A 14663-nucleotide genomic window follows, 5' to 3' on the forward strand; every position below is an offset into this window, starting at 1 on the left:
GCTGTGAGGGCGCCGGGGACCTCGGCGGCAGAGTCGGGCGAGCCCGACTCTACGGGGGTGGCTGATGCCCGGGGGCGCGCCAGAGGGAACAAGTAGCCCGGATAAGCGAAGCGCATCCGGGGCAAGTGCGGCGGCGCCGGCCTCCCGATCCGGAAGCTTGCGTTCATTCCCCGGATGCGGCCTTCGGCCTTATCCGGGCTACGTTCGGGCTGTTGCGGGGCGGCTCAATGCGCAGCAGCAGCCTGGGTGGCGGAAGGCCACAGCGCGCGAATGGCGGCGATGCCCTGGGCACCATGCCCGCGTGCGGTGGCCAGGTCGGCGTCAGCCAGGCCACCGATCGCGTAGATCGGCAGCGCGACCTGTTCGCGCAGGGCCACGAATCCATCCCAGCCCAGCGGCGTCGCTCCCGGATGCGTCGCGGTCTCCTGCAGCGGCCCGAGCACGGCGAAATCGCAGCCCAGCGCCTGCGCCTGGCGCAGGTCTTCCAGGGTGTGGCAGGACGCGCCGACAACCTGCGCGGCCGGCAGCGGACGCTTACCGAGCCCAGCGAGCTGCTCGCTGCCCAGCTGCACGCCCACGCCCAGTTCCGCGGCCAGTGCGATATCGCGGTTGAGGAGCAGCTCGGCGCCGGCGGAACGGCATGCCGCCGCCACTTCGCGCGCCAGTGCTGCGTAGGCTTCGGGCGCCAGGCTGCGTGCGCGCAGCTGGATGCGTTCGATACCGGAATCCAGCGCACGCGCCAGCGCGCGATGCCAACCGGCCAGGTCGGCGCCCGGATCGGGCGTGACCAGGTAGCGCTCGGGCTGGCGCAGCACGCCCACCACCGGCACGTCGGCCGGCGGCATCGAATAGCGTGCCAGCCGCTCCGGCGCGACCCAGGTCAGCGCCTGCCCTTCGCGCCCGCGCGGATTGCCCTTCCAGGCGGTGATCTTCCGCACCTCCAGGCGCAGGCGCTTGCTCGGGTACTGCTGCGGCACCTCTATCAGCAGCTCGCCGACTTCCGCGTCGATACCCAGCTCTTCCTGCAGCTCGCGGGCCAGCGCCTGCTCCGAGGTCTCGCCGGGCTCGCGTTTGCCGCCGGGAAATTCCCACAGGCCGGGAAGGTCGCTGTTCTCGCCGCGGCGCGTCAGCAGCACCCTGCCGCGGACATCGGTGATGACACCCGCCACCACATGTATCGAACGCAAGTGATCTCCCATGAAACCGAGAATGCCCAACCCCCCACCGCGCGCGCAATCCTCGGACGCCTGAGTACCGGCCGGCATCCCGAAATCGCCGCTCCACACATACGCATGGCGCGACCAAGGTACGGAAACGCATGCAGGCACCACTGCAGGACGAGGCGAAGCCAAGTCCCCAGGCAGGCGTATCTGGAGGAAAGCCCCCCCTTGGTAAGGGGGGCGCGCCGAAGGCGCGGGGGATCGGAAGCAAGGCCGTGGCACCGGGATCCGCAATGCGGAACCCGGTGTGCCGCCCGCCTCAGCGGGCGGCACCCACGGGCAGCCCAGCTAGCTGAGCTGCCCGTGGCAATGCTTGAACTTCTTGCCGCTGCCGCACGGGCACGGATCGTTGCGGCCGACCTTGGCCGCATCGCGCACCACGGTGCCCGGGGCGGCGGCGCCCATCACCGAGGCCATGCGCTCGCGCTCGATCGCGGCGACCTCGTCTTCGGTGTCGTAGCCTTCGGCCATCGCGTGCTGGAACTGCGCCTGGCGCAGCTTGGCCTCGGCCTGCGCACGCTCCTGCGCTTCCAGGGCAGCCACTTCCTCCTCGCTGCGGATGCGCACGCGCGCCAGCAGGCTCACGACCTGGCGCTTGACGTTCTCCAGCATCTCCGAGAACAGCTCGAACGCTTCCTTCTTGTACTCCTGCTTCGGCTGCTTCTGCGCGTAGCCGCGCAGGTGGATGCCCTGGCGCAGGTAGTCCATGCGCGCCAGGTGCTCCTTCCAGCTCTGGTCGAGCACGTTGAGCATGATGTGCTTCTCGAGCGCGCGCGCGGTTTCCTCGCCCAGCTGGGCTTCCTTCTCCGCGAACATCGCCGCGACCGCTTCCTGCACGTGGCGCTCGATGCCCTCCGCGTCCAGCTCCTCGCTCGACCTGGCCAGGCCCTGCAGGTCCAGGCGCAGGCCCAGCTCGCCTTCCAGCGCGGCCTCCAGGCCCGGCAGGTCCCACTGCTCGTCCACCGACTCCGGCGGCACGAAGCGGGTCACCAGCTCGTTGACCACGTCGCCGACGATGCCGTCGATGTTGTCCTTGACCGAGTCCGCCTCCAGCAGCTCGTTGCGCTGGGCGTAGATGACCTTGCGCTGGTCGTTGTTGACGTCGTCGAAGTCCAGCAGGTTCTTGCGGATGTCGAAGTTGTGCGCCTCGACCTTGCGCTGCGCCTTCTCGATCTGCCGGCTGACCAGCTTGTCCTCGATGACGTCGTCTTCCTTCATGCCCATCATGCGCATCGCCTTCTGCACCCAGTCGGAGGCGAAGATGCGCATCAGGTTGTCTTCGAGCGACAGGTAGAAGCGCGAGGAACCCGGGTCGCCCTGGCGGCCGGAGCGGCCGCGCAGCTGGTTGTCGATGCGGCGGGACTCGTGGCGCTCGGTGCCGATGATGTGCAGGCCGCCGGCGGCCTTGACCTGCTCGTGGCGCGCCTCCCACGCGCGGCGGACCTTGGCCTTCTCCAGCGCGGTGGACTCGTCGCCCAGCGCGGCCAGTTCGGCCTCCAGCGAGCCGCCCAGCACGATGTCGGTGCCGCGGCCGGCCATGTTGGTGGCGATGGTCACCGCGCCCGGGCGGCCGGCGTTGGCGACGATCTGCGCCTCGCGCTCGTGCTGCTTGGCGTTGAGCACCTCGTGCGGCACGCCGGCCTTGCGCAGGTACTCGGAGAGCATCTCCGAGGTCTCGATCGAGGTGGTGCCGACCAGCACCGGCTGGCCGCGCTTGTGGCAGTCCTGGATGTCGGCCAGCACCGCGCGGAACTTGCCCTCGCGGTTGAGGAACACCTGGTCCGGGTAGTCGACGCGCTGCACCGGCTTGTGGGTCGGGATCACCACCACTTCCAGGCCGTAGATGCTCTGGAACTCGTAGGCCTCGGTGTCGGCCGTGCCGGTCATGCCCGACAGCTTGCCGTACATGCGGAACAGGTTCTGGAAGGTGATCGATGCCAGCGTCTGGTTCTCGCGCTGGACCGGCACGCCTTCCTTGGCCTCCACCGCCTGGTGCAGGCCGTCGGACCAGCGGCGACCGGCCAGGGTACGGCCGGTGAACTCGTCGACGATCACTACCTCGCCGTCGCGGACGATGTAGTCCACGTCGCGCTGGAACAGCGCGTGCGCGCGCAGGGCGGCGTTGAGGTGGTGGACCACGGCCAGGTTGTTGGCCCCGTACAGGCTCTCGTCCTCGCCCAGGATGCCGGCGCGGCGCAGCAGCTCCTCGGCGTGCTCCATGCCTGCCTCGGACAGGTGCACCTGCTTGCCCTTCTCGTCGACCCAGTAGTCGCCCTCGGCGTCCTCGGCCTCCTGGCGGGTCAGCTGCGGCACGATCCGGTTGACCCGGATGTACAGCTCCGGCGACTCGTCGGCCGGGCCGGAGATGATCAGCGGGGTACGCGCCTCGTCGATCAGGATCGAGTCGACCTCGTCGACGATGGCGTAGTGCAGGCCGCGCTGGAAGCGGTCGTTCTTCGACAGCGCCATGTTGTCGCGCAGGTAGTCGAAGCCGAACTCGTTGTTGGTGCCGTAGGTGATGTCGGCGGCGTAGGCGGCCTTCTTGTCCGAATGCGGCATGCCCGGGTAGACCACGCCAACCGACAGGCCCAGCCAGTTGTACAGCTTGCCCATCCACGCCGCGTCGCGGCGGGCCAGGTAGTCGTTCACGGTGACCACGTGCACGCCCTTGCCTTCCAGGGCGTTGAGGTACACCGGCAGGGTCGCCACCAGGGTCTTGCCCTCGCCGGTGCGCATCTCGGCGATCTTGCCCAGGTGCAGGACCATGCCGCCGATCAGCTGCACGTCGTAGTGGCGCATGCCCATCACCCGGCGGCTGGCCTCGCGACAGACCGCGAAGGCCTCCGGCAGGATCTTGTCCAGCGACTCGCCTCCGGCGATGCGCTGCTGGAACTCCGGGGTCTTCGCCTGCAGGGCCTCGTCGGAGAGCTTCTGCATCTCCGGCTCGAGCGCGTTGATCTGGGCGACGATGCGGTCCAGCTGGCGCAGGAGCCGGTCGTTGCGGCTGCCGAAGACACGGGTAAGCAGTTTGTTGATCATCGATGAGGCCAATTGGGAATGAACGCCCGGTGTCCGCCTGCGGCGGCCGCGACGGCCGGGCGCGAAGCGCCCTGCCTGGGCAACACGGCATTGTAGCTTGGGACGCCGGCCGGCGATCTCAAGACACCCTGCCATCGGTCACGGCGCGCGCGGCCGGGTCCGCAAAACGAAAGACCCGCCCCCTCGCGGGGACGGGTCTGCCGGTGGATGCCGCGATCAGCCGCGGCCGCGGCTTTCGTTCACCGGGGCGCGGCCATCGGCGAGGAACTTGCGCGGGTTGACCACCCGGCCGTTTTCCCACACCTCGAAGTGCACGTGGGCGCCGGTGGAGCGGCCGGTGGAGCCGGCCTTGGCGACCTGCTCGCCGGCGCGGACCAGGTCGCCGACCTTCACGCTCAGGCGCGAGTTGTGCGCGTAGCGGGTGACGTAGCCGTTGCCGTGGTCGACCTCGACCGTGTTGCCGTAGCCGCTGCGCGCGCCGGCGAAGCTGACCACGCCGTCGGCCACCGCCAGCACCGGATCGCCCACGTTGGCGTGGAAGTCGATGCCCTTGTGCATGGCCCGGCCGCGGCCGAACGGGTCGGCGCGGTTGCCGAAGCCGGAGGTGATGTAGCTGCGGCGCACCGGCGAACGCACCGGCAGCGCGTTGGTCTCCAGCTGGCGGTCGAACAGCAGCGATTCCATCACCGACAGCTGCCGACCGGAGGCCTCGAACTGGGCCTGGACCTCGTCCAGCCCCGCGACCAGGTCCTCCAGCGGCATGTCGCCGGCGACGCCGCCGCCGCCCTGGCCGGGCGCGCCCTGGAAGTCGAATTCACCGTCCTCGAGCTTGCCGGCCTCGGCCAGGCGCTCGCCGAGGGCGTTGAGGCGGTTGGCCTGGGCCTGCAGCTCGCCCAGGCGCGCGGCAAGGGCGTTGATTTCCTTCTGGGACTGGCGCCGGACCTGCTCCAGTTCCTCCTGTTGCAGGGCCAGGCGCGCTTCGGTGTGCTGCGCATTGGCCCTCCCGATCGCCACGCCGGCGCCGGTGCCGAGCAGGACACCGGTGGCCAACACCGCCGCGAAGGCAAGGGCGGGCCGCTGCGTGGCGATTGCACCGATGCGCCCCTTGATTCCGTTGGCGCGACCGTCACGCGGGTTTCTTACTATGAATTTATAGCTCATGCTTTCGGGTATGCCTGGTTCGAAGTCCAACGCCCGCAGGGCGGCCGTCCCGCTTCCCGCCGCCGAAGCCGCGTTCGCGGATGAAACTGGCGCCACCTTGCGCCGGGCCCTCTGGCTCGATGCGCTGGACCAGCAATTGCGTCCCCTGTTGCCGCCGGGGCTGGTGCCCCATTGCCGGTTGGCCAACGTCTCCGGCGGACAACTCGTTTTTGTCACCGATTCGCCGGTCTGGCGGGCTCGTTTGCGCCTCGCCGAGGCCGAACTCCTCGATGCGGCCCGCTCCGTCGGGCTGAACCCCACCGCAGTCATCATCAAAACGACTACCGGTCCGCTGCATCCGCACCCTTCGGCCGGTGCAACGGCTCCCCCGGTTTCAGCGGCCGCCCGCAAAGCCGTGGACGACGCATTGGCATCCCTGCGGGAACCCGATCCTTCCGGTTCCCTGGAACCGGGACCTACGGCCCCGGCTTCCCGGACCGGCCGGGCAACGTAAAACACGCTGCCTGAGGCCAACCGGCGGGGCATCCTAACGTCACCCATCCATCACGTCGTTAGCAACTGGTTAAAGATTTGTTACGACGGGAACGGATCCCGGATCGGGTTCACGCTTCATGAAAGTGCCTGAAGCCGGTCAGCAGTCACCAGACTGAATGCCGCGTTCAGGTTTGGAGCCGCCGCAGGCGGCATCGTCAGGCCTGGCGGGGCATTCCAGCGGAAGCCTATATGCCAGCCCCGGAGGCACACGGGCGCGGGCCATTACGGAGCTGAACGTGCAGCTCCGGAGTGCTGGATTCGGAAGAGACCCGGCCAGTCAGCCAGCGGTACGGCTTACGCCAGCGCCGGCGTGCCGTAGGCCAGCGGCGCCTGGGCCGTCGCGTCGTCGAAGCTCACCTTCTCCCACGCGGTGGCGTCGGCCATCAGCGCACGGGCGAGCTTGTTGTTGAGCGCGTGGCCGGACTTGTAGCCCTCGTAGGCGCCCAGCACGGGGGCCCCGACCAGGTACAGGTCGCCGATCGCGTCGAGGATCTTGTGGCGCACGAACTCGTCGGCGTAGCGCAGGCCGTCCTCGTTGAGGACGCGGAACTCGTCCAGCACGATGGCGTTGTCCATCGAGCCGCCCAGGCCGAGGTTGAGGTCGCGCATGTACTCCAGGTCACGCATGAAGCCGAAGGTGCGCGCGCGGGAGATTTCCTTGATGTACGCGGCGGTCGAGAACTCCAGCCGGTGCTGCGACTGCTTGGCCGGGATCATCGGATGGTCGAACTGGATGGTGAAATCCAGGCGGAAGCCGTCATACGGGCTGAAGCGGGCGATCTTGTCGCCGTCGCGCACTTCCACGTCCTTGAGGATGCGGATGAAGCGCTTGGGCGCGTCCTGCTCGGCGATGCCGGCGGACTGCAGCAGGAACACGAACGGGCCGGCCGAACCGTCCATGATCGGCAGCTCGGCCGAGGACAGCTCGACGATCATGTTGTCGATGCCCAGGCCGGCGGCGGCCGACATCAGGTGCTCGACGGTCTGGACCTTGGCCGGACCGCAGGACAGGCCGGTGCACAGCGTGGTCTCGGTGACCAGCTCGGCGGCGGCGGGCATCTCGACGACCGGATCCAGGTCGGTGCGGCGGAACACGATGCCATGGTCGGCCGGCGCGGGGCGCAGGGTCATGTAGACCTTGTTGCCGCTGTGCAGGCCGACGCCGGTGGCGCGGATCGTGTTCTTGAGGGTGCGCTGCCGGGTCATGGGGTTCGCCGTGCGACGGATGGTCCGTATCTGGGGTCGCGAGAAGCAGGTGAGAATATCACGCATTTAGCTGAATCTTAACGTACTGCCGCCGTGCTCCCGCGGCGGCCTCCCGGGCAGGGGTGCGCCTGCGACCGGGAAAACCTGCCGGGCCTCCATGGCCCGGCAGCAAGGGACACGGACTCCGGACATATATGTGTCCGGTTACTGCCGCCGGCAAGGACGATGGCGCGTCCCGCCGGTAATCCACTGCGGGGCCGACCCGTGGGCCGGCCGCCGCGTCAGTCCGCCTGGCGGCGCAGGAACGCCGGGATGTCCAGGTAGTCGCTGGGCAGGTCGGCCGGGGCCGGCGCCGAAGCCGAAGCGGCCGGGGCGCTGGTGCTGGCGGCGCTGCCGCGGCGCAGGCCGAGGCCACCGACGGCGCCGGCGACCGGGTCGGCGGCGAAGCCGTCGTCGATCGACAGGCCGGTGGTGCCGTCGCGGACCAGGCGCACCGGGCGCACCGCGTCCTGGCGCTGGCTGAAGTCGGCGCGTCCGAACTCGCGGTGCTCGCCACGGACCGGCTGGCGCACGGTGGCGCGGTTCAGGCCGGTGGCCACCACGGTCACGCGCACCTCGTCCTGCATGTCCGGGTCCAGCACGGTGCCGACCACCACGGTCGCGTCCTCCGAGGCGAATGCCTCGATCGAACGGCCGATCTCGTCGAACTCGGCCATGGTGAAGTCCGGGCCGGCGGTGATGTTGACCAGGATGCCGTTGGCGCCGGCCAGGTTGACGTCGTCCAGCAGCGGGTTCTGGATCGCCGACTCGGCGGCGGCCTGGGCGCGGTCGTCGCCGCGGGCCGAGCCGGTGCCCATCATCGCCAGGCCCATCTCGGACATGACGGTGCGCACGTCGGCGAAGTCGACGTTGATCAGGCCCGGGCGCACGATCAGGTCGGCGATGCCCTGCACCGCGCCCTGCAGCACGTCGTTGGCGGCGCGGAACGCCTGCACCATGGTCGCGTTGCGGCCGAGCACGGTGATCAGCTTCTCGTTGGGGATGGTGATCAGCGAGTCGCAGTGCTGGCCGAGCTCCTCGATGCCCTTCAGCGCCACCTGCATGCGGCGGCGGCCCTCGAACGGGAACGGCTTGGTGACCACGGCCACGGTCAGGATGCCCATCTCCTTGGCCAGCTGCGCCACCACCGGTGCGGCGCCGGTGCCGGTGCCGCCGCCCATGCCGGCGGTGATGAAGACCATGTCGGCGCCTTCCAGCGCGGCGATGATCTGCTCGCGGTCCTCCAGCGCGGCCTGGCGGCCGACTTCCGGGTTGGCGCCGGCGCCCAGGCCCTTGGTGACGTTGCCGCCAAGCTGCAGCTGCAGCTTGGCGCCGCAGTTCTTGATGGCCTGCGAGTCGGTGTTGGCGGTGATGAATTCAACGCCGTCGACGCTGCTGTTGACCATGTGCGCCACGGCATTGCCGCCGCCGCCGCCCACGCCGATGACCTTGATCACCGCGTTCGGAGCCATCTTCTCGATCAGTTCGAAATGTGCCATGTCCGTTGTCCTCTGGTGGAGCCGTGATTGGTGATTCGGGATTCGTGATTCGACGAACCCGCCTCGACCTCTCCGGCGTTCTCTTGTTGGTTTGTGCCTGTGCGACCGGTCCGCCGTCCTGCAGACCCACCGCCCGTTGCCAGCTTTACTGCACTTTCCCTTCCGCCTTCCCTTCCTCTTTCCTGCCGTACCTTCTCCGCCCTGCCTCCAACCCGCCTGTCCGTGACTGCCTGTCACAACCGGCAACCCGCGCTTCCACGAATCACGAATCACCAATCCCGAATCACGGCTCCTAGAACTCCCCGCCGTACCACTTGAAAAGCTTCTTCAGGAAGCTGCCGGCGCGGCCGCTGGGGAGCGACGGCCGCCGCGGGTGTTCGATCTGGCTGCCCATCAGCAGCAGGCCGACGCCGGTGGCGTGGACCGGGTTGCCGACGACCTCGCCCAGGCCGCTGACGTGCTGCGGGATGCCGATGCGCACCGGCATCTGCAGCATCTCCTCGGCCAGTTCGACCACGCCCTCCATCTTCGAGGCGCCGCCGGTCAGGACCATGCCCGCGCGCACCAGCTCCTCGAAGCCGGAGCGGCGCAGTTCGGCCTGGACCATCTCGAAGATCTCCTCGTAACGGCCCTGTACCGCCTGCGCCAGCGAGGCGCGCGGCATGCGCCGCGGTGGGCGGTCGCCGACCGACGGGACCTGGATGCTTTCCTCGGCGGTGGCCAGCTGCGCCAGCGCGCAGGCGTAGCGCACCTTGATCTGCTCGGCTTCCGGCGTCGGCGTGCGCAGCATGTGCGCGATGTCGTTGGTGACGTGGTCGCCGGCGATCGGCAGCGAGGCGGTATGGCAGATCGCGCCCTGGATGAACACCGCGATGTCGGTGGTGCCGGCGCCCATGTCGACCAGGACCACGCCCAGCTCGCGCTCGTCGGCGGTCAGCACCGCCACCGAGGACGCCAGCGAGGACAGGATCAGGTCGTCGACCTGCAGGCCGCAGCGCTGCACGCACTTGGTGATGTTCTGCGCCGCCGACTGCGCGCAGGTGACCAGGTGCGCGTGCACTTCCAGGCGCACGCCGGTCATGCCGACCGGGTTGCGGATGCCTTCCTGCGAATCGTCGAGCACGTACTCGCGCGGGATCGCGTGGAGGATGCGCTGGTCGGCCGGGATCGCCACCGCCTTGGCCGCGTCGAGGACGCGGTCCAGGTCGGCCCAGGTGACCTCGCCGTCGCGGATCGGGACGATGCCCGGCGAGTTCTTGCACTGCACGTGGTTGCCGGAGATCGAGGCGTAGACCGAGCGGATCTCGCAGCCGGCCATCAGTTCGGCCTCCTCGACCGCGCGCTGGATCGACTGCACGGTCGATTCGATGTCCACCACCACGCCGCGCTTGAGCCCGCGCGACTCGTGCGAACCGATGCCGATGACCTCGATCGGGTTGCCGGGCGAGTACTCGCCGACCAGCGCCACCACCTTGGAGGTGCCGATGTCGAGTCCGACGATGAGGGACTTGTCGCCTTTGCGGTTCATGTACTGCTCGCCTGCCGTGGTTGCGTGCGCGCGGCGACGCGCGCCTGCGGGTTCGTGGGGGATTGGGTGTGGCGGCTGGCCGGGGTATCCCAGGCCAGGGTGAAGCCGTTGGTGTAGCGGAGGTCGGCGCGGGTGGCCGGGCGCGTCTGCCTGGCCAGCAGCTGCGGCAGCACGCGCACGAAGCGCTGCAGGCGCGCGCGCGCGTCGTCGCGGCCGACCACCACTTCCAGGCCGTTGTCCAGGGTCATCGACCAGCTGCCGCGTGCGTCCATGCCCAGGCGGCTGACGCCGTAGCCCAGCGGCGCGAACAGTTCGCGTGCCTGGTTGTACATCTCGACCACCTCGGCGGTGCGCGCCTCCGGGCCGTCCAGGTGCGGCATGCGCTCGCCGGCCAGGTCCTTCGGCAGCGGGAACAGCTTGCCGCGCTTCGACAGCAGCTGGTCCTCGCCCCAGAAGGCGAACGGCTCGTGCTCGACGACGTGCACGACCAGCGCATCCGGCCACTGCTTGCGCACCTGCGCGTGCTCGACCCAGGCCAGCTGCTCCACCGCGTGCTGCGCGGCATCGAGGTCCACCGCGAAGTAGCCGCGCGCGGCGTGCGGCGCTACCGCGGCACGCAGCTGCTCGGCCTGGACCCGCTCGAACTGCCCGGTCGCGCGCAGGCGCGACAACGGCCAGCGCTCGGCGCCAACCCAGCCGTTGAGCACGGCCACCACCGGCAGCGCGACCAGCGCCACCGCCAGCAGCCAGGCCAGGATGCGCAGCAGGGCGTTCATGCGGAACACCTCCGGTGTTCCGCGGGATTGGAGATTCGGGATTGGGGATTCGAAAGGGCAACAGCCACGCCCACGCCGGCCGACGACCGGCCAGCACGCAGCAGCTCCGCTCCCACGAATCCCGAATCCCGGCTTTTCACGGACGGATGTCCGGTCATCCCGAATCCCGGCTTCATATCGTCTGCTCCAGGATCCGCCAGCACAGCTCCTCGAAGCCGATGCCGACCTGGGCGGCGGCCTTGGGCACCAGCGAGTGGCTGGTCATGCCCGGCGCGGTATTCACTTCCAGCAGGCTCGGCGCGCCGGTGGCGCGCGAACGCATGACGTCGACCCGGCCCCAGCCGGTGCAGCCGGCGGCACGGAACGCGGCCAGCGCCAGCTCGCGCACGCGCAGCTCGTCCTCGCCGTCCAGGCCCGGGCACAGGTACTGGGTGTCCTCGGCGATGTACTTGGCGTTGTAGTCGTACCACGCGCCCTTGGGCACGATGCGGATCGACGGCAGCGCCACGTCGCCGAGGATGCCGACGGTCAGCTCGTCGCCGACCACCATCTGCTCCATCAGCAGCTCGCCCGGATAGCGCGCGGCCAGCGCCACGGCGGCGTCCAGGTCGGCCTCGTCCAGCACGCGCGACACGCCCACGCTGGAACCCTCGCACGAGGGCTTGACGATCACCGGCAGGCCCAGGTTGCGCGCGGCCGCGTGCACGGTCGCCGCGTCGGCGCCGCGCTCCAGGCGCACGTAGCGCGGGGTCGGCAGGTTCAACGCCAGCCACACCTGCTTGGTGCGGATCTTGTCGAGGGTCAGCGCCGAGCCGAGCACGCCGGCGCCGGTGTACGGCACGCCCAGCGCCTGCAGCAGGCCCTGGACCACGCCGTTCTCGCCGTCGCCGCCGTGCAGGATGTTGAACACGCGGTCGAATTTCTTCTGCGCCAGCGCCTCGACCAGCACCGGGATGCCGTCGACCGCGTGCGCGTCGACGCCGTGGGCGCGCAGCGCGTCGAGCACGTTGCGGCCGGAATCCAGCGAAACCTCGCGCTCGGAACTGGTCCCGCCCATCAGCACGGCGACGCGACCGAACACGGTCGGGTCGGTGTAGCGCGGCGGCGGCAGCACGGTGGTGATGCTCATGCCTGTCCCCCCGCAGCGCTGGTGAAGCCGTCGCTGGCGATCTGGTGGGCGATGTACCCGATGTCGCCGGCGCCCATCATCAGCAGCAGGTCGCCGTCCTGGAGCACGTCCGGCAGCACGTGGCGCAGGTCGCCGACCTGCCCCACCACCACCGGCTCGCTGCGGCCGCGCGCGCGGATGGCGCGGGCCAGCGCGCGCGCGTCGGCGCCCGGGATCGGCGCCTCGCCGGCCGGGTAGACCTCGCTCAGCACCAGCGCGTCGGCCTCCGACAGCACCGCGGCGAAGGCGTCGAACTGGTCGCGGGTGCGGCTGTAGCGGTGCGGCTGGAAGGCCACGACCAGGCGCTTGTGCGGCCAGCCGCCACGGGCGGCGGCGAACACCGCCGCCAGCTCGCGCGGATGGTGGCCGTAATCGTCGACCACGCGCACCGTTGCGCCGGTGACCGTGCTGACCTCGCCCAGGTCGTTGAAGCGGCGGCCGATGCCGGCGAACTTCTCCAGCGCCGAGGCGATGTCCTGCGGCGACACGCCCAGCTGCCAGCCCACCGCGGCGGCGGCCAGCGCATTGAGCACGTTGTGGCGGCCCGGCAGGGCCAGGCTCACCGGCACCGTCGCGCCTTCGGGCAGGCGCAGGGTAAAGCGCATGCGCGGGCCTTCCTGGACGATGTCGTCGGCGCGCACGTCGGCATTCTCGGCGGTGCCGTAGGTCATCACGTGGCGCGGCGTCTGCGCGGCCAGCTTCGCCACTTCCGGATCGTCGATGCACAGCACTGCCAGGCCGTAGAACGGCAGGCGCTGCAGGAACTCGGCGAACGCGCCCTGCAGGCGGGCGAAATCGCCGCCGTAGTTCTCCAGGTGGTCGGCATCGATGTTGGTGATCACCGAGATCAGCGGGTTCAGGCGCAGGAAGCTGCCGTCGCTCTCGTCGGCCTCGGCCACCAGCCACTGCCCGCCGCCGAGCTTGGCGTTGGCGCCGGCGGCCAGCAGCTGGCCCCCGATCACGAAGGTCGGGTCCAGTCCGCCCTCACTGAGCACCGCGGCGGTCAGCGAGGTGGTGGTGGTCTTGCCATGGGTGCCGGCCACGGCGATGCCGCGGCGGAAGCGCATCAGCTCGGCGAGCATCGCCGCGCGCGGAACGACCGGGATGCGCTGGCTGCGCGCCTCCATCAGTTCCGGGTTGTCCTCGCGGATCGCGCTGGAGACGACCACGCAGTCGGTGCCCAGCACGTTGGCGGCGGAATGGCCGCGGATCACCCGCGCACCCAGCCGCACCAGGCGGCGGGTCGCGGCGTTGTCGGCGGTGTCCGAACCGGACACCTCGTAGCCCAGCGTCAGCATCACCTCGGCGATGCCGCTCATGCCGGTGCCGCCGATGCCGACGAAATGCACGCGCGGGAACGCGCGTACCAGGTCGCCGGTGTCGTGCAGGCGGCGGATCATGGGGAAACTCCAGTAGACGTATCGGGGGAAAGGGATTCTTCGAGGACGATGGCGGCGATCCGTGCGGCGGCGTCCGGGCGCGCCAGGCCGCGCGCAGCCATGGCCATCGCCATGCGACGCGCGGGGTCGGCGGCCAGCGCGCGCAGCGCGCCCTGCAGGTTCGCGGCCAGCTGTGCGTCCTGCTTCAGCAGCAGGGCGGCGCCGTTCTCGACCAGGTATTCGGCGTTGCGGGTCTGGTGGTCGTCGACCGCGGCGGCGAACGGCACCAGCACGCTGCCGACGCCGGCCGCGCACAGCTCGGCCAGGGTGGAGGCGCCGGCGCGGCACACGACCAGGTCGGCCCAGGCATAAGCGGTGGCCATGTCGTCGATGAAGGCCTCGACGCTGGCGTCCACGCCCGCCGCGGCATAGGCGGAGTCTGCTTCCGCGCGCAGCTTCTCGCCGCACTGGTGGCGGACCTGCACCGGCAGGTCGCGCAGCGCGGCCAGCGCCACCGGCACGGCCTGGTTGAGCGCGCGTGCGCCCTGGCTGCCGCCCAGCACCAGCAGGCGCAGCGGACCTTCGCGGCCGGCCAGGCGCTGCTGCGGTGGCGGCAGCGCCGCGATCGCGGCGCGCACCGGATTGCCGGCCACTTCCTCGCGGGCGAAGCTGCCCGGGAAGCCGGCGAGCGTGCGCCGCGCCAGGCGCGACAGCACGCGGTTGGTCATGCCCGGCGCGCGGTTCTGTTCGTGCACCAGCAGCGGCAGGCCCGACAGCCAGGCGGCGACCCCGCCGGGGCCGGAGGCGAAGCCGCCGAAGCCGATCACCGCGCGCGGACGCCGCTGGCGCAGCACCGCGCGCGCCGCGTTGACCGCGCGCGCCAGGCGGAACGGCGCGGCGAGCAGGGTCGCGGCACCCTTGCCGCGCACGCCGGCCACCGGCAGCGTGTCGATCTCGATGCCGTGCTGCGGCACCAGCCGCGTCTCCATCGCGCCGGCCGCGCCCAGCCAGACCACGGGCACGCCGCGCTCGCGCAGCTCGTGTGCCACGGCCAGCGCCGGGAAGATGTGGCCACCGGTACCGCCGGCCATCACCATCACCGGGCGCGCGGAAG

Annotated in this window: 11 protein-coding genes; 1 reads left to right on the forward strand and 10 read right to left on the reverse strand. The window is 70.3% G+C overall.

Features of this window, described 5'->3' with window-relative positions; genetic code table 11:
• Positions 1-224 precede the first annotated feature (224 nt).
• The 3 genes from PSEJ35_RS0102675 to PSEJ35_RS0102685 form a co-directional block, all read right to left on the reverse strand.
• The gene (locus tag PSEJ35_RS0102675) at positions 225-1199 is read right to left on the reverse strand and encodes a Nudix family hydrolase (protein ID WP_028916440.1); all 975 of its coding nucleotides are present in this window, start codon (positions 1197-1199) and stop codon (positions 225-227) included.
• 309 nt (positions 1200-1508) lie between these two features.
• The gene (secA, locus tag PSEJ35_RS0102680) at positions 1509-4259 is read right to left on the reverse strand and encodes a preprotein translocase subunit SecA (RefSeq protein ID WP_028916441.1); all 2751 of its coding nucleotides are present in this window, start codon (positions 4257-4259) and stop codon (positions 1509-1511) included.
• Positions 4260-4475: 216 nt separating this feature from the next.
• On the reverse strand, positions 4476-5420 hold the full coding sequence (locus PSEJ35_RS0102685) for a M23 family metallopeptidase (protein WP_028916442.1): 945 nt from the start codon (positions 5418-5420) through the stop codon (positions 4476-4478).
• A 10-nt stretch (positions 5421-5430) separates the two neighbouring features.
• Here PSEJ35_RS0102685 and PSEJ35_RS16790 point away from each other — a divergent pair, with 10 nt between their 5' ends.
• Positions 5431-5913, forward strand: coding sequence for a DUF721 domain-containing protein (locus PSEJ35_RS16790; RefSeq protein ID WP_084635405.1), 483 nt, complete (start codon positions 5431-5433; stop codon positions 5911-5913).
• 335 nt (positions 5914-6248) lie between these two features.
• Here the strand turns inward: PSEJ35_RS16790 and lpxC are convergent, their stop codons facing one another.
• The 7 genes from lpxC to murG form a co-directional block, all read right to left on the reverse strand.
• A complete protein-coding gene (gene lpxC, locus PSEJ35_RS0102690; protein ID WP_024870178.1) occupies positions 6249-7160 on the reverse strand; it encodes a UDP-3-O-acyl-N-acetylglucosamine deacetylase in 912 nt (303 codons plus the stop codon).
• 281 nt (positions 7161-7441) lie between these two features.
• On the reverse strand, positions 7442-8698 hold the full coding sequence (ftsZ, locus tag PSEJ35_RS0102695) for a cell division protein FtsZ (protein ID WP_028916443.1): 1257 nt from the start codon (positions 8696-8698) through the stop codon (positions 7442-7444).
• A gap of 292 nt (positions 8699-8990) precedes the next feature.
• Positions 8991-10226 (reverse strand): cell division protein FtsA, encoded by a 1236-nt coding sequence (ftsA, locus tag PSEJ35_RS0102700; RefSeq protein WP_024870180.1) that lies wholly within the window; start codon positions 10224-10226, stop codon positions 8991-8993.
• Positions 10223-11002, reverse strand: coding sequence for a cell division protein FtsQ/DivIB (locus PSEJ35_RS0102705; protein ID WP_028916444.1), 780 nt, complete (start codon positions 11000-11002; stop codon positions 10223-10225). Before PSEJ35_RS0102705 ends, ftsA begins: the two co-directional genes overlap by 4 nt.
• Before the next feature lie 172 nt (positions 11003-11174).
• Complete coding sequence (locus PSEJ35_RS0102710) at positions 11175-12131, reverse strand: D-alanine--D-alanine ligase (RefSeq protein WP_028916445.1); 957 nt, start codon at positions 12129-12131, stop codon at positions 11175-11177.
• Positions 12128-13570 (reverse strand): UDP-N-acetylmuramate--L-alanine ligase, encoded by a 1443-nt coding sequence (gene murC / locus PSEJ35_RS0102715; protein WP_028916446.1) that lies wholly within the window; start codon positions 13568-13570, stop codon positions 12128-12130. Before murC ends, PSEJ35_RS0102710 begins: the two co-directional genes overlap by 4 nt.
• Complete coding sequence (murG, locus tag PSEJ35_RS0102720) at positions 13567-14646, reverse strand: undecaprenyldiphospho-muramoylpentapeptide beta-N-acetylglucosaminyltransferase (protein WP_084635408.1); 1080 nt, start codon at positions 14644-14646, stop codon at positions 13567-13569. The genes murC and murG overlap by 4 nt, the downstream gene beginning before the upstream one ends.
• Positions 14647-14663: the final 17 nt, after the last annotated feature.

This window comes from Pseudoxanthomonas sp. J35 (assembly GCF_000513995.1).
GTDB lineage: Bacteria > Pseudomonadota > Gammaproteobacteria > Xanthomonadales > Xanthomonadaceae > Pseudoxanthomonas.

What these genes read in the sequence shown, in the direction of transcription:
- PSEJ35_RS0102675 (WP_028916440.1), bottom strand. Translation starts at nt 1,199, where the DNA reads ATGGGAGATCACTTGCGTTCGATACATGTGGTGGCGGGTGTCATCACC.
- secA (WP_028916441.1), bottom strand. Translation starts at nt 4,259, where the DNA reads ATGATCAACAAACTGCTTACCCGTGTCTTCGGCAGCCGCAACGACCGG.
- PSEJ35_RS0102685 (WP_028916442.1), bottom strand. Translation starts at nt 5,420, where the DNA reads ATGAGCTATAAATTCATAGTAAGAAACCCGCGTGACGGTCGCGCCAAC.
- PSEJ35_RS16790 (WP_084635405.1), top strand. Translation starts at nt 5,431, where the DNA reads ATGCCTGGTTCGAAGTCCAACGCCCGCAGGGCGGCCGTCCCGCTTCCC.
- lpxC (WP_024870178.1), bottom strand. Translation starts at nt 7,160, where the DNA reads ATGACCCGGCAGCGCACCCTCAAGAACACGATCCGCGCCACCGGCGTC.
- ftsZ (WP_028916443.1), bottom strand. Translation starts at nt 8,698, where the DNA reads ATGGCACATTTCGAACTGATCGAGAAGATGGCTCCGAACGCGGTGATC.
- ftsA (WP_024870180.1), bottom strand. Translation starts at nt 10,226, where the DNA reads ATGAACCGCAAAGGCGACAAGTCCCTCATCGTCGGACTCGACATCGGC.
- PSEJ35_RS0102705 (WP_028916444.1), bottom strand. Translation starts at nt 11,002, where the DNA reads ATGAACGCCCTGCTGCGCATCCTGGCCTGGCTGCTGGCGGTGGCGCTG.
- PSEJ35_RS0102710 (WP_028916445.1), bottom strand. Translation starts at nt 12,131, where the DNA reads ATGAGCATCACCACCGTGCTGCCGCCGCCGCGCTACACCGACCCGACC.
- murC (WP_028916446.1), bottom strand. Translation starts at nt 13,570, where the DNA reads ATGATCCGCCGCCTGCACGACACCGGCGACCTGGTACGCGCGTTCCCG.
- murG (WP_084635408.1), bottom strand. Translation starts at nt 14,646, where the DNA reads ATGGTGATGGCCGGCGGTACCGGTGGCCACATCTTCCCGGCGCTGGCC.